The organism is Streptomyces sp. NPDC048211, from assembly GCF_043202315.1.
In the GTDB taxonomy this organism is placed as follows: domain Bacteria; phylum Actinomycetota; class Actinomycetes; order Streptomycetales; family Streptomycetaceae; genus Streptomyces.
Genome location: NZ_JBIDAD010000010.1, coordinates 217,785 through 239,531, shown reverse-complemented (window position 1 = coordinate 239,531; position 21,747 = coordinate 217,785). Strand labels below are relative to the sequence as shown.

Annotated in this window: 19 protein-coding genes; 12 read left to right on the top strand and 7 right to left on the bottom strand. The window is 69.8% G+C overall.

Going from position 1 to position 21,747, the window contains the following annotated elements:
• Positions 1-7: 7 nt before the first annotated feature.
• From ACGFZA_RS31670 to ACGFZA_RS31640, 7 genes are all read left to right on the top strand, one after another.
• Positions 8-2,518, top strand: coding sequence for a right-handed parallel beta-helix repeat-containing protein (locus ACGFZA_RS31670; RefSeq protein ID WP_393683610.1), 2,511 nt, complete (start codon positions 8-10; stop codon positions 2,516-2,518).
• Positions 2,519-2,595: 77 nt separating this feature from the next.
• On the top strand, positions 2,596-2,841 hold the full coding sequence (locus tag ACGFZA_RS31665) for a hypothetical protein (RefSeq protein WP_393683609.1): 246 nt from the start codon (positions 2,596-2,598) through the stop codon (positions 2,839-2,841).
• A complete protein-coding gene (locus ACGFZA_RS31660) occupies positions 2,838-3,776 on the top strand; it encodes a LysM peptidoglycan-binding domain-containing protein (protein WP_393683607.1) in 939 nt (312 codons plus the stop codon). Before ACGFZA_RS31665 ends, ACGFZA_RS31660 begins: the two co-directional genes overlap by 4 nt.
• Before the next feature lie 58 nt (positions 3,777-3,834).
• Positions 3,835-4,155, top strand: a complete 321-nt coding sequence (locus ACGFZA_RS31655; RefSeq protein ID WP_393683605.1) for a hypothetical protein — start codon at positions 3,835-3,837, stop codon at positions 4,153-4,155.
• A gap of 50 nt (positions 4,156-4,205) precedes the next feature.
• On the top strand, positions 4,206-4,538 hold the full coding sequence (locus ACGFZA_RS31650) for a hypothetical protein (protein ID WP_393683604.1): 333 nt from the start codon (positions 4,206-4,208) through the stop codon (positions 4,536-4,538).
• Positions 4,535-5,212: a collagen-like protein gene (locus ACGFZA_RS31645; protein WP_393683602.1), complete on the top strand. Its 678-nt coding sequence runs from the start codon at positions 4,535-4,537 to the stop codon at positions 5,210-5,212. The genes ACGFZA_RS31650 and ACGFZA_RS31645 overlap by 4 nt, the downstream gene beginning before the upstream one ends.
• Positions 5,213-5,295: 83 nt before the next feature.
• Positions 5,296-5,958 carry an HAD family hydrolase gene (locus tag ACGFZA_RS31640; protein WP_393683600.1) on the top strand — a complete coding sequence of 221 codons (663 nt, stop codon included), beginning with the start codon at positions 5,296-5,298 and terminating at the stop codon, positions 5,956-5,958.
• On the opposite strand, the gene ACGFZA_RS31635 is transcribed toward ACGFZA_RS31640, so the two are convergent.
• Complete coding sequence (locus tag ACGFZA_RS31635; protein WP_393683598.1) at positions 5,939-7,159, bottom strand: helix-turn-helix transcriptional regulator; 1,221 nt, start codon at positions 7,157-7,159, stop codon at positions 5,939-5,941. The genes ACGFZA_RS31640 and ACGFZA_RS31635 overlap by 20 nt on opposite strands.
• Positions 7,160-7,347: 188 nt before the next feature.
• On the opposite strand from ACGFZA_RS31635, the gene ACGFZA_RS31630 reads away from it, so the two are divergent.
• Positions 7,348-7,731 carry a hypothetical protein gene (locus ACGFZA_RS31630; protein ID WP_393683596.1) on the top strand — a complete coding sequence of 128 codons (384 nt, stop codon included), beginning with the start codon at positions 7,348-7,350 and terminating at the stop codon, positions 7,729-7,731.
• Positions 7,732-7,739: 8 nt separating this feature from the next.
• Positions 7,740-7,988, top strand: coding sequence for a hypothetical protein (locus ACGFZA_RS31625; protein WP_393683594.1), 249 nt, complete (start codon positions 7,740-7,742; stop codon positions 7,986-7,988).
• Between the two features lie 210 nt (positions 7,989-8,198).
• Here ACGFZA_RS31625 and ACGFZA_RS31620 read toward each other — a convergent pair whose 3' ends face one another.
• Positions 8,199-8,441 carry a helix-turn-helix domain-containing protein gene (locus ACGFZA_RS31620; RefSeq protein WP_393683592.1) on the bottom strand — a complete coding sequence of 81 codons (243 nt, stop codon included), beginning with the start codon at positions 8,439-8,441 and terminating at the stop codon, positions 8,199-8,201.
• 983 nt (positions 8,442-9,424) lie between these two features.
• Between ACGFZA_RS31620 and ACGFZA_RS31615 the strand changes: the two genes are divergently transcribed.
• A complete protein-coding gene (locus ACGFZA_RS31615) occupies positions 9,425-10,975 on the top strand; it encodes an FMN-binding glutamate synthase family protein (RefSeq protein WP_393683590.1) in 1,551 nt (516 codons plus the stop codon).
• Between the two features lie 324 nt (positions 10,976-11,299).
• Here ACGFZA_RS31615 and ACGFZA_RS31610 read toward each other — a convergent pair whose 3' ends face one another.
• The 5 genes from ACGFZA_RS31610 to ACGFZA_RS31590 form a co-directional block, all read right to left on the bottom strand.
• Positions 11,300-12,331, bottom strand: a complete 1,032-nt coding sequence (locus tag ACGFZA_RS31610) for a LacI family DNA-binding transcriptional regulator (RefSeq protein ID WP_385278310.1) — start codon at positions 12,329-12,331, stop codon at positions 11,300-11,302.
• Between the two features lie 281 nt (positions 12,332-12,612).
• On the bottom strand, positions 12,613-14,073 hold the full coding sequence (locus ACGFZA_RS31605) for a GH1 family beta-glucosidase (RefSeq protein ID WP_385278312.1): 1,461 nt from the start codon (positions 14,071-14,073) through the stop codon (positions 12,613-12,615).
• 123 nt (positions 14,074-14,196) lie between these two features.
• Positions 14,197-15,117: a carbohydrate ABC transporter permease gene (locus ACGFZA_RS31600; RefSeq protein WP_385278314.1), complete on the bottom strand. Its 921-nt coding sequence runs from the start codon at positions 15,115-15,117 to the stop codon at positions 14,197-14,199.
• A gap of 15 nt (positions 15,118-15,132) precedes the next feature.
• A complete protein-coding gene (locus ACGFZA_RS31595; protein WP_385278316.1) occupies positions 15,133-16,122 on the bottom strand; it encodes a carbohydrate ABC transporter permease in 990 nt (329 codons plus the stop codon).
• 229 nt (positions 16,123-16,351) lie between these two features.
• On the bottom strand, positions 16,352-17,680 hold the full coding sequence (locus ACGFZA_RS31590) for an ABC transporter substrate-binding protein (RefSeq protein WP_385278318.1): 1,329 nt from the start codon (positions 17,678-17,680) through the stop codon (positions 16,352-16,354).
• A gap of 677 nt (positions 17,681-18,357) precedes the next feature.
• On the opposite strand from ACGFZA_RS31590, the gene aspT (ACGFZA_RS31585) reads away from it, so the two are divergent.
• Positions 18,358-20,034: an aspartate-alanine antiporter gene (gene aspT / locus ACGFZA_RS31585; RefSeq protein ID WP_393683586.1), complete on the top strand. Its 1,677-nt coding sequence runs from the start codon at positions 18,358-18,360 to the stop codon at positions 20,032-20,034.
• Positions 20,035-21,738: an aspartate-alanine antiporter gene (gene aspT, locus ACGFZA_RS31580; protein ID WP_393683584.1), complete on the top strand. Its 1,704-nt coding sequence runs from the start codon at positions 20,035-20,037 to the stop codon at positions 21,736-21,738.
• Positions 21,739-21,747 lie beyond the last annotated feature (9 nt).

Here is a 21,747-nt window from a genome sequence, read left to right as displayed (position 1 = left end):
CCTCGGCATGACGCTCTACACCTTCGGCGGGAACCCGGCCGCCGTCCTCACCGACGCTGCCGGAGACGTGATTCTGTCCTACCCCGTCAACGTCCTGCGGGCCGGGACCGGCGAGTCCGTCACCGCGCTCTACGAGGCGGACGGCACCACCCCCATCGCCCATCTCGCCTCGAACGGGGCCGGCAGCAACGCACCCGGCGCGATCCGAACGTTTACTGTCGTGGACGTCCGCGCGATCCAGTACCAGTACCTCGACGCCGGAGGGAATCCCGTCACCTGGTACGAGGCAGCCCGCGAGCTCGCACCAGCTGCTCTCGACACCGCCACCGGCGCCAGTGCCACCGCCGCCGCAGCACAGGCAGCTGCTGCCGCCGCCAGCGACACGGCCGAGGCCGCACAGGCCACAGCAGACGAGGCCCTCGACCGCGCCGGCCTGGCCAGCTGGCATGTCGTCACCGGCGCCGCACGGGACGGCATCACGAACGACTACGCCCCGATCCAGGCCGCCCTGGACGCTGCCAGGGACGCGGGCGGCGGCACCGTCCTGATCCCGTCCGGGACGTACGCCGTGGGATCGGCACTGGTCGCCTACGACCACACCGTCATCTATGCGTACGGCGCAACGATCACAGCCACCGGTGACACCGGCCTGCTCCACAACTACGCCTCGACGGCCGAGGTGTTCAGCGGGTACGACGGACGCTCACACATCACCGTCCTGGGCGGCATCTGGGACGGCAACGCGGGCACCGGGGCCGGGCAGACCAGCGGTGAGCACGACGTGGTGTCCTTCAACCACTGCCGTGACATCACGTGCCGGGACATGGTCATCCGCAACACTGCGACCGCGCACGCCCTCGAGTTCAACTCCTGCGACGGCGGCCGCGCGATCAACTGCCGATTCGAGGGATTCGCAGACCTGTCCCCGACCTCCAACCGGCAGTTTTCCGAGGCGGTGCAGATCGATATCGCCGTGAACGGGGCCAGCGCCGTTGGAGCCTTCGACGGCACCCCGTCCCGGAACATCAAGATCAGCGGCTGCTACTGCGGCCCGTCCGACCGACTCGGCGTCTTCGGCCGCTTCGTCGGGTCACACACGGCCGCGTCCGGCACGTACTACGACAACATCATCGTCCGGGGCAACACCGTCGAGGGCACCCTGCAGGAGGGCGTGCACGGGTACGGATGGCGGCACGTCGTCATCGCCGACAACATCATCTCCGGCACCGGCAAGGCCTCAATCGTGGCCACCGTCCCCAACCCCTCGACCGCCGGCTACTCCCTCACTCCCGACCAGATCGTCATCTCCGGGAACGTCATCGACGGGCCGGTCAGCGACTCGGGCATCCGCGTCATCGGCTACTCGACCGCCCAGCACTCCGGCGTCCGCATCACCGGCAACACCGTCAACGGCCGGGGCACGGGCAGCGCCAACGGCATCCACGTCGAGTACTGCAAGGGGCCCGGCGTCGTCGCAAACAGCGTCGACCGCACCGCCTCCACCGGCATCTACATCAACCAGTGCACCGACGCACTGATCAACGGGTCCACGGTCACCGCGTCCGGGTCGAACGCGATCAACGTCTCCGACTCCCCGGGAACGACTGTCGCCGGGTGCACGATCGGCGGCACCACCGCCAACTACGGCATAGTCCTGGTCGGCTCCGACTCCTGCAGCGTCACCGGCAACCGGATCGCCCGCACCACATCGGCAGGGATCCGCCTGTCCACCGGGACAACTCGCGCAACCGTCGCAGCCAACCAGGTCCGCAAGGGCACCGGAACCACGCCCGCGGGCATCACCCTGGACGCCACCGCGACCGGCGCCCTGCTCCACGGCAACGACTTGTCCGGCAACGGCTGGTCCGCGGCCACCGCGCTCAGCGTTTCCACCGCGGCGCCGACGACTGGACCAGGCGGCATGACCGCACTGCCCGGCTCCAACCTCGTCGACAGCGATCTCACCGCGCTGCCCGCCCTCGAGGCAGCGATGCGGCCCGCAGGCCGATACGAGACCACCTCACGTCTGCGGTGCGGCAGCGCGGTCACCCCGACAAGCGGCGTGCTCTACCTCGTGCCGATCTGGCTGCCCGCAGGACTCGCCATCAGCGCCCTGGCCTTCGTCTCCGGGAGCAACGCCGCCACGGGCCTGACAGCCTGCTGGTTCACCCTGCACGACTCGAGCCGCGTAGCCCTGGCCCGGACCGCCGACCAGGGCTCGGCGGCATGGGCTGCGAACACCGCGAAATCGCTCGCGATCGCGCAGTCGACGGCGGGCAGTGCGTCGTCATTCACGACGACGTACACCGGGCTGCACTACCTCGGCGTGATGGTCACCGGCACGACACCCCCGAACCTGATCGGCGAGGGCGCAGTCAGCGCCGTCAGCGGCACCTCACCCGGCCTCGGGCCGACGAACAGCGGCCAGACCGGGCCCCCGACCGTCACCGGCGGCGCCTTCACCGCGGCCGCCTTCAGCGGCGGAGCAGCCCCCCTGGCGTACGCCTACGTCGCCTGACCCGCACCACTCACAGACCACGCCCCGCGCCGACCGGCTCGGGGCGTTTCGCATGCCCGCACTCAGGAGGCTCACCCATGGGTGACGAACGACCGATCCCCGAACGCCTCGGGGACCAGCACGAGCAGGCACAGCACCTGCGCCGCACCGGGAACGGCCCGACCGTCGACAACGAGGCCGAGCTGCTCGCCGCAGTGCACGGCACACCGGACATGGCCGGCTTCTACGTCGGCCCCGGGTTCGTCGACGGGATCACCACCGACGAGCCGGCCATGCCCGTCGCCCAGGACGACGCACCCGCGGACGGGGGCGAGTCCGCATGAGCGTCGACGGAATGATCGCGCAGATGGAGCGCTGGATAGGAACCGGCGAGCCGAACGAGATCCAGCGCCGCTACCGGGAGCGCAACGGCCCGGACTACGGCGGGAACTTCGCCTGGTGCGACGCCACCATCACGGTTGCCGCACTCGATGCGGGCGAGTACGACGCGGTCTGTCACGGCACCGACTACGCGTACACCGTCGCCCACGCCCAACGGTTCAAAGAGGCCGGGCAGTGGACCGCGATGACGACCGGCATCAAGGCGAGCGGGATCCGGCGCGGCGACATCATCTTCTTCGACTGGGACGGCTCGTCCTCTATCGGCACGATCGATCACGTCGGCATCGTCACGAACGTCTCCGCCGACCACCGGTACGTCTACACGATCGAGGGCAACACATCGAACGTCTGCGCCCGCCGCGTGCGGGTCGTCCACGACATCGCCGGATTCGGCCGACCGAAGTACAAGGCGGCAGCCCCGCCGACGGCAGGAACGGGCACGTACACCGTGCGGGACGGCGACTCCCTGTCGGAGATCGCCACGGCGCACAAGACGACGACTACAGCCCTCGCCAAGCTGAACGCGATCAAGGACCCGAACAAGATCACAGCCGGGCAGAAACTCAAGCTCCCGACCGGGGCCACAGCTAAGCGCGTCGTGAGCCTCAGCAAGCTGATCAAAGCCTTCAAGGCGGACCCCCCGAAGGCCGGCACCCCGGTGTCGTACGCCGCGACCGAGTACGTCGAGGACGCCCTGGTCGCCGAAGGCCTGCTCTCCAAGCACTACGCCGACGGACACGCCGGAACCGCCACGCTCAGCGCCTACGCGCTCTACCAGCAGCGCCGCGGCTACCGCGGAAAGGCGGCCGACGGCATCCCCGGCCAGGCCACGCTGACCACGCTCGGCAAGGCGCACGGGTTCACCATCACCGCCTGACACCCCTGCCCGGCCGCCACCACGGCGGCCGGGCCCACCCACCAGAAAGGGGCCGATCATGGCCGCTGGTCTGTTCGTCAGCTTCATGCGCACCGCGGTGCCGCTCGTCGCCGGATACCTGCTCACCCTGCTCGCCCGCGCCGGGCTCGACATCGACTCGGCGACCGTCACCGGCGCCGTGACCACCGCGGCCGCGCTCGTCTACTACCTGCTGTTCCGGCTCCTCGAGCTCCTGGGCGAGCGAGCGCAGGGCACGTTCCTGCAGAACCTCGCCGGGCTGTTCCTCGGATGGGCACGGCCGCCGGCCTACCCCAAGGTCCAGGCCCTCGAGCCGGTCGACCCGGCGGCCTACGGAACCGGGGCAACCCCGCTGCCGTGATGTGCCGCGCGTAGCCCAACCCGTCCCATCTGCACGACCGGAGGTACAGCGTGGACGCTGCGACGCTCGGCGCCGTCGGAACCATCGCCGTTGGGCTCGCGGCAGCCGTCGGGGCGGCCGTCGGAAAGCGAGGCGAAAACCGTGCCTCCCAGTCCGGAGCCGTCCTCGGCGGCTACTCGACCCTGGTCGACAACCTGCAGGAAGAGCGCGACAAGGCCAAGCAGCACCTAGCCGAGAACGAGGTGCGCCTAGCGGCGGCGTACGCAGAACTCGCCGGCGAACGCGCAGCCAAGGCCGAACTGCTCGCGCAGATCTCTGAGCTCACTCTCGAAAACGTCCGGTTGCACGCGCGCATCGCCGAGCTAGGAGGAACCCCGCTGTGACGCACCGTCGGCCCGATGTCCTGATCCGCCAGTGGCGGTCCTTCGCTCTCGCTGCCACGCTGCTCGTCCTGTCCGGTGCTGTCGTGCTCGTGTGGCTCCGGATCGGTGCTGCGGACCGTCGCGCGGACGACCTGGCGGCCGAGGCCAACCGGCGCGGCACCGCCGTCACCACGCTGGCCACGGACGTACGGAACCTGCGCGCGCAGGTCCAGGCCCGCGGCGGGACGCCCGTCGCACCGGACCCGGGCAAGGCGATCAAGGATTTGCCCGCACGGGCCGAGGTGCCCGTGCCGATCCCCGGGCCGCCCGGGCCCCGGGGCGAGCAGGGCGAGCGGGGGGCTGCGGGAGCAACGCCCACTCCGGTACCAGGCCCGTCCGGGGCGGACGGCCGCGCCGGAGCGGACTCCACCGTGCCCGGTCCGGCAGGGCCACCGGGCCAGAACTCCACCGTGCCAGGCCCGGCGGGACCTCCCGGCCCCGCTGGGAAGGACGGCGCCGCTGGGAAGGACGGCACCAACGGGAAGAATGGCCAGACGTGCCCGGACGGGTACTCGCTGCAGCCGCCGCCAGATGATCCGGATGCGCTGCTGTGCCGGCGCGACACTGCCCCCACCAACCCAACCCCGACTCCGTCACCAGCCGCATACGCGTTACTCGACCGCCGCCGCTTCTGACGATCACGCCCCCTGTCTGGCCTGCGGGCCAGCAGGGGGCGCTCTTCTGCGTCCGGACTGCGGCGCCCCTTAGGATGCCGCTCATGATTCGCGCAGTGGTGTTCGATGTCGGTGAGTGCCTGGTAGACGAGACCCGCGAGTACGGCACATGGGCCGACTGGCTCGGCGTCCCACGGCACACGTTCGTTGCCATGTTCGGGGCCGTCATCGCCCAAGGTCGGGACTACCGAGAGACATTCCAGGAGTTCCAGCCGGGGTTCGATCTGTACGCCGAGCGGGAAAGGCGGGCAGCGGCCAGACAGCCCGAGCACTTCGACGAGTCGGACCTGTACGCCGACGTTCGCCCCTCCCTCACGCAACTGCGGGCCGATGGGCTGTGGCTCGGCATCGCGGGCAACCAGACCGTGCGCGCCGGCAGGATCCTGCGGTCCCTGTTCGCTGACGACGTCGACTTGATCGGTACGTCGGACGACTGGGGGGCCTCGAAGCCGGACCCAGAGTTTTTCGTCCGGGTCGCCGACGTCGTCCCGCACGAGCCCGGCGAGATCCTGTATGTCGGTGACCGGGTGGACAACGACCTGCGCCCCGCCGTCGCAGCTGGGATGCAGACCGCGCTCATCCGCCGCGGGCCGTGGGGGACGATCCAGTGGAACACTGCCGAGGCCCGCGACCTGCCAACGTTCCGGGTGGAGTCGCTTGCCGAACTGCCGGAGGCCATCAGTAAGTTCAACGAGCGAGGGCGCTGACGGTCGTCGACCAGCCATACAGCCGATCGTCCAGGTCCCGCACGCACTGCTCATGCTGGTGCGGGGCCAGGGCGCGCCGCACCTCCCGCACACGGTCCATGCCCATGGCGTACCAGGTCCGCTCCAGTTGGTCGAGCGCTCGGACCGCGTATCCGCACGCCGCGTCCGGCTCCCCGGCCGCGGCCTCCACGGCGGCGAGATCACCGAGGATGACGCTCGCCTGCTTCTCCTCGGATTGGTCGAGCGCGTCCAGGACCCCGAGCAGGGTAGTGCGCGCCTGAGGGATGTGGCCTGCCTTCAGTTCGGTGTTCCCCTTGAACGCACTTAGCCGCACCGCAGAGAACCAGGTCAGCCACTCTGGGGACTCGTGCTCGCCCCCTGCGGCGAGCATGTCCTCGGCGTGCCGGAGTAGGTTCAGCGCTGTCCGGGTGTTGCCGCAGCGGGTCTCGCACTCGGCCTCGACCGCGTCGAGCCACGCCAGGTGCTCGGCAGAGGCAGGGCCGCGTCGGGCGTAGGTCCGCGCTGCCACCATCCGCTCTACGGCTGCCTCCCGGGCACCGTCCCAGGCGGGAGCGAACGCCATGTGCGCGAGGACCGCACTACCCATCAGCGGGTCGTCGGCCTCGCCCGCGGCCTGGAGCGCCCGGAGGAGCGTCTGCTGCGCGCGGTCGGCCTCCCGCATGTCGAAGAACTCAATGCGCCCGGCAAGCAGCCACGTCTCCGCCAGGGCCGTTGCGATCGCCCGCCTGGTCTGCCCGGCCGTCTCCGGGAGAAGCGCGCAGCCGAGGGTGGCGTGCGCAATGACTGCCGGGTGCAGAGTTGCGGGAGCGACCGACCAGTACAGACGTCGGTGCGATCGGGTAACCGCCTCAAAGTCGACGGCGACCGATGCCGGCTGTATCGCAGTGGCGGTCTGCGAGGGAACGGCGGCAAGGCCAGCGGACCTCGCGAGGGTGCGACGCCCTCCGTCGGTTCGGTCGCGGCCACTCGGAGGGGTGAACCCGAGCGACTCGAGGTCCTGGCCGAGTAGCCGAGTGAGAGCCTGACCGAGCTCAGGGTGAGGCCATGGCGGAGTGGCGGTCTCCCACCGGCGGACCTGCCGAACGCCGACGCCAAGGGCTGCGGCGAGGGCCTGCTGAGAGTGGTAACCAGCAGCAAGGCGAGCGGACTTCAGACGGACGTTGCTGGGCGTTGTCGGCACGCTGGTCCTCCAGTAGCGGGTCCCGCCAGTTTCACAGCAGGCCCTCACTGACGCCAGCCGTCACCCAAAGAGGCGTCAGAAAGTCCTCTTCAGTGCCCCGAAGAGTCCTCCAAAAGCCCTCGGATTACGGACAGCACTGCGCGAATGTTGGCGCATCGTTCAGGACGATCCCCCGAGGAGCGCACCCGATGCCCAGACCCAGCACACGGACCGTAGGGTCCTGCCGCATCGACGGCGCCGGCCACGAGTGGGACGCGGTCCGCGTACCCCGGAGCGTGGGATACGACACCGTGCGCATTCTCGGCGTTCGCGCGGGCGCAGTCCTGGAGGACCCACAGGAGGCCTGCGTGTACTTCTTCATCGAGACCGGCGCGGCCCTCACCTGGAACGTGCCTGGGACCAGGGTCCTGGCTCGGGGCTCGCACGTCGTAATCCCTCCGGCCCGCCGCGCGCAGGGCCCGGGCCCGCACTGGCGAGTCTGTCCCGGCGATGACCAGTGGATCACTGACGCAGCCACGTTACGAGCGGCCCTGGAGGACGCGGCGGGTCCGCGACCGGTGGTGGCCCAGTGACTCGCGCCGTGATCCGCCTCGCAGACTGGATGATCAGCCCGGACCGGGAGCCCGGCGCATCGCGCCCTGTGCACGAGATCGAGTGCACCACCTGCATGGAGCGGTCCGACGCGGACGAGGAGCGCACGCCGCCTGAGGACTGGGCGCTGCGCCACGCTGGCCGGAACACCGGCCACCGCAGCTACCGCGCGATCATCACGTCGTTCCTCCGCGTCACCCCCGCCCCCAGCAATCCACTGTGCGAGGAGGAGGCGTGAGCGCCTACCAGCGTCGACGGACGGACCAGGACGCGATCCTGGACAATCTGATCTGGCTCCAGGGGACCCGGTCCGACCGCCTCGGCCTCGCCGACCCCCCGCCCACCACGGGGCGGGTAGAGCACCACCCCGACGATGGGAGTCCACCATGCAATGTGGACGATGCGGCGCCGCACAGCAGGGGCCCGCACCGATGACCTCGGTGGTGCACTACTCCGGAAGGAGAATCTTCAGCGGCACCTCGAGCGCCTGGGCGAGCAGCAGCAGGTCCCCGTACGCGGGATCGCGGCTTCCACCTTCGTATCGCTGGACGCTGCGCCGTTCCATGCCGATGCGGCTGGCTAGTTGGTCCTGGGACAGGCCGAGCTCCTGTCTGCGTTCGGCGATTCTGTGGCCGAGCGCCCGGCGCTGATGGTGGACCCAGTCCGGGAGGGGCGTTCGTCTGCTCGGCACTCGACAAACGCTCTGACTGCGAAGATCACCAGTCAGTACCCAATTGGTCGCTGTTCCGTGACAGTCGGTTGAGTGCAACCGCCACGGGCATATAGCTGGCCGTGGCGGCACGTACCGCCATTCCGATCGGCCTCCCCGCTCTGCCCCCCAGGCGAGCACCAGGGATGGCCGGCGCCGCCCCCGCCCCCGCGGGGGCGGTGCCATGTCCGGGGTATTGCGGCCACGGGATTTGTTACTCATGCCACGAGGGGTGTTCCCATGGGAACAGGGCCGGGAATCGAGGCGCATTCAGTGGTCCTCAGTGACACCGAACAGCATCGAACTGGGCCCATATGTCCGGGTATTTGGAATCGTCGCAGGTCAAGAATCTGTCACAAAACAGGTTCGAGTCCCGTTACTCACCCTGAATGATCGAAGGGCCGATCCGCGCAAGCGGTTCGGCCCTTCGTCATGTACGGGGCCCGGGAGCCCTTCGTCATGTACGGGACCCGGGAGCCCTTCGTCGTATACGGGACCCGGGAGCTGTTCGTCCTGTACGGGGCCCGGGAGTCCGGGCCGGTCCGTGGCGCCCGGTTTCGACGCCCGCGCCCCACGCCGCGCGGCCCGGCACCGTGACCGGCCCACGGCGCGGCGCCCGCCTCCCGGGCGCGCCCCCTGCCGCCCCTGCCCCTCCCCGGGACTTCCAGGGCGTGTTCTGAAAGTAGCGTCGTCCGCCCGGAGGGCGGGGCTCGCGGCGTCCGGTGCGGTGCATCGTAAGGCGGAGGGCCGCCCGCGTACTGGACGCACTCGGGCGACCCCGACAACGCGGCGAGGCGCCGTGCCAGGCGTCGCGAGCCGGACGGGACTTTCACAACACGCCCTAGCATCGTGTGGCGTTCCGTCGCCGGACGCCGGTGCCTGACTCACCGCGTCCGCCGCGCAACGCCACGACCTCCGCCGCTCAGCGTCGGAGTCGGACCGAGCAGTCGACGAGAGGAACGTTCATGCGCGCCCGGAGTATCGGAGCGGCCGCCGCGGCAGCAGTGGCGCTGGTGGCTGCCCGCGACCTCGCCCAGAGGAAGCACGCACTGCTCAGGAACTTCCCCGTGGTCGGGCACGCCCGCTACCTGCTGGAGAAGATCGGGCCGGAGCTGCGGCAGTACGTGGTGACGTCCAACGAGGAGGAGCGCCCGTTCAGCCGTGACCAGCGCACCTGGATCTATGCGTCCGCGAAGGAGGAGAACAACTACTTCGGCTTCGGGACCGACATGGACGTCGAGCACGTGCAGGGGCACGCGTACGTGAAGCAGCGGACGTTCGCCGGCGCGTTGCCCGATCTGCACGACCCGCAGAGCCCGCTGCCCTCGGCCAAGGTGCTGGGCGGCCCGCGCGGGCGCGCCAAGGCGTTCCGGCCGGCGAGCGTCGTGAACATCTCGGCGATGAGCTTCGGATCGCTGTCCGGCCCGGCGGTCACGGCTCTCAACAAGGGCGCGGCGCTGGCCGGCGCGATGCAGAACACGGGCGAGGGCGGCCTCTCGCCGTACCACCGCAACGGCGGCGACCTCATCCTCCAGATCGGGACGTCGTACTTCGGCTGCCGCAACGAGGACGGCACCTTCAGCCTCGACAAGCTCATGGACGTGGTCGCGGGCGCCCCGGTCAAGGCGATAGAGATCAAACTCTCGCAGGGCGCGAAGCCGGGGCTCGGCGGGCTGCTGCCGGGGGCCAAGGTGACTCCCGAGATCGCCGGGATCCGCGGTATCCCGGTCGGTGAGGACTGCGCCTCGCCCTCCCGGCACTCCGCGTTCCACGATGTCGACTCGATGCTCGACTTCGTCGAACTGCTCGCCGACGCGACCGGTCTGCCGGTCGGGATCAAGAGCGCCGTGGGGGAGATGGGCTTCTGGGAGGAACTGGCCACGCTGATGGCCCGCGGTGATCGCGGGGTCGACTTCGTGACCGTCGACGGCGGCGAGGGCGGCACCGGGGCGGCTCCGCTGATCTTCTCCGACTCGGTGTCGCTGCCGTTCCGGATGGGCTTCTCCCGCGTCTACGGCACGTTCGCCGAGCGGGGGCTGACGGACGACATCACCTTCATCGGTTCCGGCAAGCTCGGACTGCCCGAGAACGCCGTCGTCGCGTTCGCCCTGGGTGTCGACATGATCAACGTGGCCCGTGAGGCGATGCTGTCCATCGGCTGCATCCAGGCGCAGAAATGCCACACCGACAAGTGCCCCACCGGCATCGCCACCCAGGACCCGTGGCTGGTGCGCGGCGTCGACGCGCCCTCGAAGGCCACCCGGGCCGCCGTCTATCTGCGCACCCTGCGCAAGGAGCTGCTGAAGATATCGGGCGCCGTCGGCGTCGCCCACCCGGCCCTCATCACCACGGGCGACATCGAGATCATGAACGGCGACTACGAGGCCCGCGCCCTGGCGAGCGTCTACGGCTACAAGGAGGGGTGGGGCGAGCTCGGCCCGGAGCCCGCCCGGGAGATCACCGCGCTCCTCACCGCCGGACCGGCCTCTCTCCGTGAGCCCGCTGCCGACGTGTGACGCGTTGCCGGTGCCCGGTCCGCGCGACGTGCTCCCGGGTGTTCCCGTCGCTGAGCCCGGACGGCGAAGGACCGGGCCCCGGGGAGCGCGGCGGGAACGCGGCCGGGCGAGCCGCCCCGTACCGGCCCCGTGACCGGCAGCGCGCACCGGTCCGGGCGGACCGCTTCGCGCTGCCCACGGGAACCGGGAGCGGGGCGGGCGCGGGACGGGCGCCGAGAGCCCCGCCGGGCGCGGGAGGGCGCCCCTGTCGCTCTCCCAGCCAGGGGACGCGAAAGGGGGGCGGCGGCATCCCCCGGGCTCCCCAGGACTCCCCCGGGCCCGTCCTCACGACGAGTCCCGGACCACCAGTTCGGTCGGCAGCACGATCTGCGGGCGCTCGGTGTTCTCGCCCGCGATCTCGGCCAGGAGTACCCGGGTCATCGCGCGGCCCATCTCCTCGATCGGCTGGCGCACGCTCGTCAGCGCGGGGTCCATGTGCCGGGCCACGGAGGAGTCGTCGAAGCCGACGAGGGCCACGTCCTCCGGGATGCGCCGGCCCGCCTCGCGCAGCACCTGGCGGGCGCCCGCGGCCATCAGGTCGGAGGCGGCGAAGACCGCGTCCACGTCCGGGCGGCGGGCGAGCAGTTCGCGCATGGCCCGGACGCCGCCCTCCTCGGAGAAGTCCGCGGGGGCGATGAGCCGCTCGTCCGGTTCGAGGCCCGCGTCGGCCAGGGCTTTGCGGTAGCCGTCGAGACGCCGCTGGGCGGCGTACACGTCCAGCCGCCCGGTGATGGTGGCGATGGAGCGGCGGCCCCGCGAGACCAGGTGCTCGACGGCCCCGCGGGCGCCCTCGAAGTTGTCGGAGTCGACCGAGGGCAGCGGCTCGGTGGCGGACCTGCGGCCGTTCATGACGGCGGGCATGCCGAGCTGTTCCAGCAGATCGGGCAGGGGGTCGTCGGCGTGCACGGAGACCAGCAGTACGCCGTCGACGCGGTGCGCGGTCAGATACTGGGCCAGTCTTCGGCGCTCACGGTCGCTGCCGACGAGGGTGAGCAGCAGCTGCATCTCGGTGTCGGCGAGAGCGGCGCCCACCCCGCGGACGATGTCGGAGAAGTAGGGCTCCGTGAAGAAGCGGCTCTCGGACTCGGGCACGACGAGCGCGATGGCGTCCGTCCGGTTCCCGGCCAGAGCACGGGCCGCGCGATTGGGTACGTACCCCAGCTCGGCGACGGCCGCCTCCACCGCCTCCCGCGTGTGCGCGCTGACCCGCGGTGAGCCGTTGATGACCCGTGAGGCGGTACCGCGCCCCACCCCCGCCCGCGCCGCGACCTCTTCGAGCGTGGGCCGGCCCCCGCTCCGTACTCGCGCTGCCGCCATGGCTGCCTCCCGTTCGCGGTCAATTTCTCACAGTCGGATAACCAAACCAAGTCCTGGTGTTGGATCCCTTGACACTCAACGGGACCGGTCGGGCGCTCCCCGGCCGAACCGTGGGAGCGCTCCCACTCTACGCGCGTGGTCAAGCGGGTCCCGCAGGTAGAGGCGACGGGGCGACGGAAAAGGCCGCGGACACGACTGAGGCCCGGCACGGGGCCGGGCCTCAGTGGTGGTGCGGGTGATGCGGGTGGTGCGGCCGGAAGGAGCCGCCGGGACGGGAACGGTCAGGAAAGGCCGCCCTGCGGCAGCGCGTGCCGGCGGATCACGTCGGAGTACCAGTAGGCACTCGACTTGGGAATGCGGCGCTGGGAGGCGTAGTCGACGTACACGGTGCCGAATCGCTTCGAATAGCCGTACGCCCACTCGAAGTTGTCCATCAGCGACCAGAGGAAGTAGCCGCGCACGTCGGCTCCGTCGGCCACCGCCCGCTGCACGGCGTCGAGGTGGCCGTGCAGGTAGGCGATCCGCTCGGGGTCCTCCACCCGCCCCTCGGGCGAGACGTAGTCGTCGAACGCGGCGCCGTTCTCCGTGACCATCAGCGGCAGGCCGGGGTGGTCGCGCGTGACGTCCATCAGCAGGTTGTAGAGCCCGTTGGGGTCGATCGGCCAGTCCATCGCGGTGCGCGCCTTCCCCTCGGCGAGGTGGAAGGCGACGTGCTCGGAGCCGGGCCACGGGGAGTGGTCGCTGGCGCCGTGGACATCGTTGCCAGAGCCGCTTTCGCCCTTCTCGGGCATGGAGACCAGGGTCGGCGTGTAGTAGTTGATGCCCAGGACGTCGACGGGGCGGGAGATGGCGGCCAGGTCGCCGTCCTGGACCAGCTTCGACCAGTCCACCAGGTGCGCGGTGTCGGCGAGCAGGTCCTCGGGGTACTCGCCGCGCAGCATCGGCCCCGTGAAGATCCGGTTGCCGACCGCGTCGATCCGGCGGGCGGCGTCCGCGTCGGCCGCGCTCGCGGTCAGCGGGCGGACCTGGTGCAGGTTGAGGGTGACCGAGGTCTGCGCGCCGGCGGGGAGCCGGTCGCGCAGCACCTCGATCGCCCGGCCGTGGGCGAGGTTGAGGTGATGGGCCGCCCGCAGGGCGGAGGCGGGCTCGGTGCGGCCGGGAGCGTGCACACCGGAGCCGTATCCGAGGAAGGCCGAGCACCACGGCTCGTTGAAGGTGGTCCAGGTCGCGACCCGGTCGCCGAGCGCGCCCGCCATGATCGCGGCGTAGTCGGCGAAGCGGTCCGTGGTGACCCGCTGGGGCCAGCCGCCGGCGTCCTCCAGCTCCTGGGGCAGGTCCCAGTGGTACAGGGTGGCGACGGGAGCGATGCCGGCTTCGAGCAGTTCGTCGACGAGCTTGCGGTAGAAGTCCAGGCCGCGCTCGACGGCGGGTCCGCGGCCCGTGGGCTGCACGCGGGACCAGGAGATGGAGAAGCGGTAGGCCTTCAGCCCCAGCTGCTTCATCAGCGCCACGTCGTCGCGGAAGCGGTGATAGTGGTCGGCGGCGATGTCTCCGGTGTCGCCGTTGCGGACCTTGCCCGGCGTACGGCTGAAGGTGTCCCAGATGGAGGGGGTGCGACCGTCCTCGGCAGCGGCGCCCTCGACCTGGTAGGCGGCGGTCGCCGCCCCCCAGACGAAGCCCGTCGGGAATTGCGTTGCCTCGGGCGCCTGCTTCGGGGCGATGTCGGGTCGTACGGCAGTCATGCGGGAGCGCTCCCAGGGGTGGACGGACAGGGGCGGGAAAGGGGGTGGAACTCCGGAACCCGTACAACCCGCGGTCAGGTACGGGCCGTACGGGAGTTCCGGGAAGAAGTGACCGCGGGAATGTCAGCCCTTGACGGCGCCGGACATGATCCCGCCGACGATCTGCTTGCCGAAGATGACGAACACCGCGAGCAGCGGCAGCGTGCTGATCAGCGCGCCGGCCATCACGATGCTCTCGTCGGGGGTGTAGGACGCCTTCAGCTGGCCGAGGGCGACCTGGAGGGTCGGGTTCTCCTGGTTCAGCGCGAGGTAGGGCCAGAAGAAGTCGTTCCACGCCTGGACGAAGGTGAGCATGCCCAGCACCATCATCGCGGGGCGCGCCACCGGGAGCACGACGCTGCGCACGATACGGAAGTTGCTCGCACCGTCGATCTTGGCGGCCTCGATCAGCTCGTACGGGAGCGCCTCGATCAGGTACTGCCGCATGAAGAACACGCCGAACGCGCTGACCAGGGTCGGGAAGATCACCGACTCCAGGCTCCCGCCCCAGCCGAGGTCGGACATCATCATGAACAGCGGGACGACGCTGAGCTGCGGCGGGATGGTCAGGGTCGCGATGACGGCGGTCATCAGCGCGCCGCGGCCGCGGAAGCGCATCTTGGCGAAGGCGTATCCGGCCAGCGTGCAGAAGAACAGGGTCGCCAGCGTGATGCAGCCGGAGACGATGAAGCTGTTGACGATCGCCTTGCCCAGGTGGGCCTGGTTCCAGGCGGCGTCGAGGTTGTGGAACAGCCGGCCGCCGGGCAGGAACGGCGGGGTGGAGGCCAGTACTTCGTCCTGGGTGTGGGACGCGGCCACCAGGGTCCAGTACAGCGGCAGCAGCGAGCCGATGCCGACGACGGTCAGCGCGATGTAGGCGAACGGGCCGCCCTTCAGCTGCTGCCCGGCACCGGGCTTGAAGCGGCTGGGGCGCTTCGGCGCGCGGTGCGCGGTGCGCGCCGGGAGGACGGAGCCCGGGACTTTGGTGGGGCTGGTGATGGTCATGGAATTCGCTCCCGGTCAGACCGCGGATTTGCGTACGAAGCGGCCGATGAGCCAGTTGACCGCGGCGATGATCAGCAGGAGGGCGAGCATCGCCCAGGCCACTGCGGCGGCCGGACCGAGGTGCCCCAGGTTCCAGCCGTAGTTGTAGAGGTAGATGCTGAGCGTCTCGTACTGGTGCTCGGTTCCCCCGCTCGCTCCGATGCTGCCGCCCTCCAGCAGGAGAGGCTCACCGAACAGCTGCATGGAACCGATGGTCGAGATGACGATCGTGAAGAGGATCGTGGGCCGCAGCGAGGGGATGGTCACCTTGAGGAACTGCTGCCAGCGCGAGGCGCCGTCGAGCGAGGCGGCCTCGTACAGGTCGGAGGGCACCGCCTGCATCGCGGCCAGGTAGATCAGGGTGTTGTAGCCGGTCCAGCGCCAGATCACGATGACGGAGATGGCGATCTTGGACGTCCAGTGCCCGTTGCCCCAGTTGGTGTCACCGAAGCCGACGAAGTGCAGCACCCAGTTCAGCAGACCGCCGTCGGCCCGGAAGACCAGGGCGAAGACGAGGGCCGCGGAGGCCACCGAGGTGGCGTAGGGGGTGAGGACGACCGTCCGCCAGAAGGTGCTGGCACGGAGCTTGTAGTTCAGCAGGTGCGCCAGGCCGAGCGCGACGAGCAGCTGCGGGACCGTCGACATGACACCGATCAGGAAGGTGTTGGTGACGGCGGTCCAGAACTCGGAGTCGTGCAGGATCCTGTCGAAGTTGTCCCAGCCGACCCATTCCATCTGGTCCAGGCCGGTCATCTCGACCCGGTGCAGGGCGATCCAGCCGGTGTAGATCAGCGGATAGAGCCCGAAGGCGCCGAAGATGAGGAAGAACGGGGCTATGTAGGCGTACGGCGACGCCTTGTCGTCGAACCGCCAGAGGCGGCTCCGCCACGTCTGCCGGCGGGTGCTCACCGGATTCTTCGGGGGTGGCGGGGTGTATGCGTCCCGGGTGGGAGTCGAGGTGGCCACGGGCGGGAGTCCTTCCCTGGATTGCTTGGTTACCCGGGTACGGGGCCGGGCCGGTGGGCCGGGGCGTCGGTCACAAGCGTGCGCGGTGGGCTTCCACGGGGCGGCCGGGAGATACCCGGTCGCCCCGTGCAAGCCCTCCGCGAGGCCTGCCGTTCCCCGGCCCCCGGCGCCCCATGGGGTGGGGACACGCAGGTGCGGGCGGCCCTGGGGCCGCCCGCTGCCGCGAACGTCAGCCGATCGCCTTGTCGATCTCCTCGGTCGCCGCGTCCCACGCCTTGTCGGGCGCGGTGCCACGCTGCTCCATGTTGGTGATCTGCTTGGAGATGGTGTCCTTGATGATGCCGTCCTTCGGGCCGAGGATCGTCTCGGGGATGGACTTGGCCTCGTCCGCGTAGATCTCACCGATCGGCGCGTCGTTGAAGTACGCCAGCTTGGCGGTCTTCACGTCGGGCAGGTCGTACGCGCCCTTGTTGGACGGGAAGCTGCCGATCGCCTCGAAGACGGCGGCCTGCTGCTCGGGGGCGGTCAGCCACTTGACGAGCTCACCGGCCTCCTTGACGTGCTTGCCGGCCGTCGGGACTCCGAGGAAGGAGCCACCCCAGTTGGCGGCGGTCGTACCCGGGGCGGTGGTGATGTCCCACTTGCCCTTGTTGGCGTCACCGGAGGCGACCGAGATCTGACCGGCCATCCACGCGGGGCAGGCCACGGTGGCCATGGTGCTCTTGCGCAGCGCGGCCTTCCACGGGTCGCTGAACTGGGCGAGGCCCTGGGTCAGCTTCTTGTCCGCGGCCTCGGCGGCCAGGTTCCAGCCCTGCTTGACGCTGGCGCTGTCCTTGTAGATCGCCTCGCCGTTCTCGTCGTAGTACTGCTTCGCGTTCGAGCTGACGACGGCGTTGAACATCGCGGTGGCGGAGTCCATGAAGTACGTGCCCGCGGGCGCCTTCTTCTTGTACTCCTCACCGAGCTTGAGGTAGTCCTCCCAGCCCCCGGCGATCTTCGCGGCGACGTCCTTGCGGTCGGTCGGCAGGCCGGCCTTCTTGAAGAGCTCGGTGTTGTAGCAGAGCGACATCGGGCCGATGTCGGTACCCGCGCCGATCACCTTGCCGTCCTTGGTGGTGGCCTGCTTCTCCTTCCAGGACACCCACTGCGTGACGTCGATGACCTTGCTCAGGTCGGCGAACTGGTCCGCCTTGGTGTCGACGAGCTCCTTGACGCGCCCGACCTCGATGCCCTGGACGTCGGCCAGACCGCTGCCCGAGTTCAGCTGCTGGAGCAGCTTGGGGTAGTAGTCCTTCTCATCCGCGGTGGTGTTTTCCTTCACCGTGATGTTCGGGTGCAGCTCGTGGTACTTCGCGAAGAGGCCGGCTTCCTTGTAGCCGAACTGCCCGAAGTCGGCGACGGTCAGCGTGATCTTCCCGTTCGCATCGGAGGACGTGTCGTCCGACGAGTCGGAGTCACTGCCGCAGCCGGTCAGCAGCAGGGCCGAGGCGGTGAGGCCCGTGGTGGCCAGAACCGCGACTCTGCGGCTCCGACCGGCGACTGTGCGGGTGATACGCATTCCACTACTCCTTGTTCCAGGGTGGGACTGGCTCACTGCGTGGCATACGCGCTGGTGAGTGCGGGTGCCGGATGGTTCAGGGGGGAGGACACGGGCAGTGCGTTCGCGCGAGAAATCCTCTTGCGATGTGGGAGCGCTCCCATGCGTCGATGTCGGAAGGTTGCTGCCTCAGGGGGGTGGGTGTCAAGAGTTGAAGACGCTTCCGTTGCGCGAGCGTGTCCTGCAAGTCACGAGACCGTGTCCGGCCGAAGGCTTGCCAAAGCGCGCGAACAGAGGTTGCGGATCGACCCGTTCCCGAATTCCTGCAGGCAGAGGGCTTGTTGGGTACGGATCACGCAGGAGGGGGCGGGAAGCCGCCACGATCGCGCCGGTTTTCCGGAATCCCCCGGAAACCGCCCCCGCCACCCCCGTTTCCTCCCGCAGGGCCCGCCGGAAGGTGAACGGGGCACCGCGTCGCGGGGGCCCTCCGGGGCACCTCCGCGTTCTTTCCCCGAACCCGAGGACCGATCGCTGGCCGAAACGACAGCCCGGCCCATGACCGGAACCCCGCCCCGCGCCGATCCCGCATCTCCCCGCGCGGCGCGCGCGAATCGGACGTGCCGCCCACCGCAGCCGCTGTTACTTTCACCCCTATGCACCTAATGATCACTTATGTCATTTCGGATGGGTGAGGTCCGGTGGGAGTAGTCCGCGACCACCCCGAACTCGCTCTCTTCCTCTGCCTGTCCCTCGGATACCTCGTGGGAAAGATCCGCGTCGGTCCGATCACGCTCGGCGGAATCTGCGGCACACTGATCGTCTCGCTGCTGATCGGCACCCGGCACGTCACCGTCGACGAGGACGTCAAGACGGTCTTCTTCGCGCTGTTCATCTTCTCGCTCGGTTATCTGGCCGGGCCCCAGTTCTTCGCCAACCTCAACCGCAAGAGCCTGCGCTTCTTCGCCCTCTGCGCGATCGAACTGGTCTGTGTGCTCGGCATCGCCCTGGGCCTCGCCAAGGCGTTCGACCTCGACGTGGGCACCGCCTCCGGCATCCTGGCGGGCGCGGCGACCGAGTCCGCGGTCGTCGGTACGGCCACCGAGGCCATCGGCAAGCTCGACGACCTGACCGCCGCGCAGATCACCCAGTACCAGGGGCACGTCGCCACCGCGTACACCGTCTGCTACCTCTTCGGCCTGGTCACCATCGTGCTGTACACCAGCCAGATCATGCCGATGCTGCTGCGCATCAACCTCGCGGACGCCTCGCGCGAACTCTGGGAGAAGATGCGCGGCGGAGTCCGCGGCCTGGAGTCCGACGAACGCGAGGCGCTGCCCGGGACGGTCGGCCGTACGTTCCTGGTGACCACGGCGGACGGCCGCCGGATCGGGGAGCTGGAGGCGTCCCTGGGCGGGACCGTCACGGTGGAGGGCGTCAAGCGCGGCAGCGTCCTGCTGGACCCCTCCCCCGATCTGGAACTGACCCTGAGCGACCTGGTCCAGCTGGTGGGCCGGCGGCGCGGGATCATCGAGGCCGGCCGGGAGATCGGCCCGGAGACCCCCTCGGTGCCCGGCCTGGACACCCCGCTGGCCACCCGTCAGGTCGCGGTGACCGAGAAGGCCACCGCCGGGTCGACCATCGCCCAGCTGGAGCAGGACCACCCCGAGTTCCGCCGGGACGGCGTGTACATCACGGACGTGCTGCGCAACGACCAGCATCTGCCCGCCTCGGCCGAGACGACGGTGGAGCGCGGTGACGTACTGACCCTGGTCGGTGCCCGTTCCGGGCTCAACAGGCTCGTCGCGAAGATCGGCGCGGTCGTGAAGAACGACGCGACGGACTTCATCTACCTGGGGCTCGGCATCGTGCTGGGCTCCCTGCTCGGCCAGGTCGTCGTCCGGGTCGGCGACATCCCGCTGTCGCTCGGCACCGGCGGCGGCTGCCTGGTCTCCGGCCTGCTCCTCGGCTGGTTCCGCTCCCGCAAGCAGACCTTCGGGGCCTTCCCTCCGCAGGCCGCGAACACCCTGAAGGACCTGGGCCTCGCCGTCTTCATCGCCTGCACCGGGCTGACCGCCGGGCCCCAGGCCTGGCCGCTGCTGAAGGAGTACGGCGCGCTGCTGCCGTTCGCCGGGATCGCCATGGTGCTGATCCCCGCGACCGTCTCCCTGATCGTCGGGCTCAAGCTCCTGCACATCGAGAAGCCGCTGCTGATCGGCGCCATCGCGGGCCAGCAGTGTTCGACCCCGGCGATCACCTCCATCACCCAGGTGGCGCAGAGCTCGGTCCCCCTACTCGGCTACACGATCACGTACGCCCTCTCGAACTTCCTGCTGCCTCTGACCGGTCCCATCCTCGTCGGCATCCTGGGAGCCTGAATGATCGATTTCCTCAACCGCAACATCTTCACGCCCCATCCCGAACTGCTGGTCTTCCTGGTCGTCGCACTGGGGTTCCTGCTCGGGAAGGTCCGCTACAAGGCGATCGCGCTCGGCGCCGTGACCGGCTGTCTGGTCGCCGGACTGGTGCTGGGCGCGCAGTTCAAGGTCCAGATCGACGGCACGGTGAAGAACCTCTTCTTCATCATGTTCCTGTTCGCGCTCGGCTACCGGGTCGGTCCGCAGTTCTTCCGGGGGCTGAAGAAGGACGGGCTGCCACAGGTCGTCAACGCCGTCGTGGTCTGCGTGAGCGGGCTGCTGATCTCCTGGCTCTTCGCCGTGATCCTCGGGTACGGACCCGGGCTCGGCGCCGGACTGATGAGCGGCGCGCTCACCCAGTCGGCGGCCATCGGTGTCGCCCAGGACGCCATCGGCACCCTCCCCGGTCTCTCCGACGCCCAGGTGAAGTCCGAACAGAACCTGGTCGCGGTCGGCTACGCGGTCACCTATCCGCTCGGCACCATCCTGTGCGCGATGCTCCTCGCCAATGTGCTGCCCCGGCTCTACCGAAGGGACCTCGCCAAGGAGAGCGCGGAGCTGGCCGCCGAACTGGACGCCCCGGACGAGAACCCGGACGAGGGCGAGGGCTACTACGAGACCGTGCTGCGCGCCTACACGGTCGAGCGCCACGACCTCGTCGGACGCAGCATCGCCGACTTCGAGTCCCAACAGCAGGCGCTCGGCCGCCGCGTCTACATCACCCAGGTCAGGCGGGAGGGGACGATCCTCCCGCAGCAGCAGTCCCTGGTGCTGCGGGACGGTGACACCATCGCCGTCAGCGCGCTGCGGCACGACCTGGTGGACTTCGACGCCCGTACCCACGTGGGCCCGGAGGCCGACGACGTGGCGCTGCTCGGCTACCGGACCGAGACCCTGCACGTGGTGGCGTCCGAGAAGGCGCAGCTGGGCCGGACGGTGGAGCAGCTGCGCCGGGAGCCGTTCATGGCCGGTGTGTACGTCGACAAGATCTACCGGGCGGGAGCCGAGTTCCCCTTCCGTCTCTCCACCCAGGTGGAGCGCGGCGACACGCTGGTACTGAGCGGGCCGGAGCGGCTGGTCGGCCCGGCGGGCAGGGAACTCGGCAAGCCCGTGCCGACCAGCTTCGCGACCGACATGGTCTGGGTGGGCCTCGGCATCTTCCTCGGCGGCTGCATCGGCATTCCGGCGCTGACTGCGGGCGGGGTGCCGATCTCGCTCTCCACCTCGGGCGGCGGCCTCATCATGGGCCTGGTCTTCGGCTGGATCCGGGGCAAGTACCCGACGTACGGGAACGTACCGCCGGGCGCCCAGTGGTTCATGGACACCCTGGGCCTGTGCATGTTCGTCGCCGTGGTCGGCATCAACGCCGGTCCCGGCTTCACCAGCGGTCTGTCGTCGGCGGGCTGGGGCCTGCTGCTCCTGGGGGCCGTCGCCACCGTCGTCCCGCTGCTCGTCGGATTCCTGGTGGGGCACTACATCCAGAAGATCAGATTCCCGATCCTGATGGGGGTGCTGGCCGGCGGCCAGACCACCACGGCGGCGATCGGCGCCGTCAACGAGACGTCCAAGTCCCAGATCCCCACGCTCGGTTACACGATCCCGTACGCCGTCGGCAATGTGCTGCTGACCGTATGGGGCGCCGTCATCGTCATCCTCAACCACTGAACCGCGGGA

Bases quoted from the DNA above. Each gene is read 5' to 3' on its own strand.
- ACGFZA_RS31670 (WP_393683610.1), top strand. From the start codon at position 8: ATGACGCTCTACACCTTCGGCGGGAACCCGGCCGCCGTCCTCACCGAC.
- ACGFZA_RS31665 (WP_393683609.1), top strand. From the start codon at position 2,596: ATGGGTGACGAACGACCGATCCCCGAACGCCTCGGGGACCAGCACGAG.
- ACGFZA_RS31660 (WP_393683607.1), top strand. From the start codon at position 2,838: ATGAGCGTCGACGGAATGATCGCGCAGATGGAGCGCTGGATAGGAACC.
- ACGFZA_RS31655 (WP_393683605.1), top strand. From the start codon at position 3,835: ATGGCCGCTGGTCTGTTCGTCAGCTTCATGCGCACCGCGGTGCCGCTC.
- ACGFZA_RS31640 (WP_393683600.1), top strand. From the start codon at position 5,296: ATGATTCGCGCAGTGGTGTTCGATGTCGGTGAGTGCCTGGTAGACGAG.
- ACGFZA_RS31630 (WP_393683596.1), top strand. From the start codon at position 7,348: ATGCCCAGACCCAGCACACGGACCGTAGGGTCCTGCCGCATCGACGGC.
- ACGFZA_RS31615 (WP_393683590.1), top strand. From the start codon at position 9,425: ATGCGCGCCCGGAGTATCGGAGCGGCCGCCGCGGCAGCAGTGGCGCTG.
- ACGFZA_RS31610 (WP_385278310.1), bottom strand. From the start codon at position 12,331: ATGGCGGCAGCGCGAGTACGGAGCGGGGGCCGGCCCACGCTCGAAGAG.
- ACGFZA_RS31605 (WP_385278312.1), bottom strand. From the start codon at position 14,073: ATGACTGCCGTACGACCCGACATCGCCCCGAAGCAGGCGCCCGAGGCA.
- ACGFZA_RS31600 (WP_385278314.1), bottom strand. From the start codon at position 15,117: ATGACCATCACCAGCCCCACCAAAGTCCCGGGCTCCGTCCTCCCGGCG.
- ACGFZA_RS31590 (WP_385278318.1), bottom strand. From the start codon at position 17,680: ATGCGTATCACCCGCACAGTCGCCGGTCGGAGCCGCAGAGTCGCGGTT.
- aspT (WP_393683584.1), top strand. From the start codon at position 20,035: ATGATCGATTTCCTCAACCGCAACATCTTCACGCCCCATCCCGAACTG.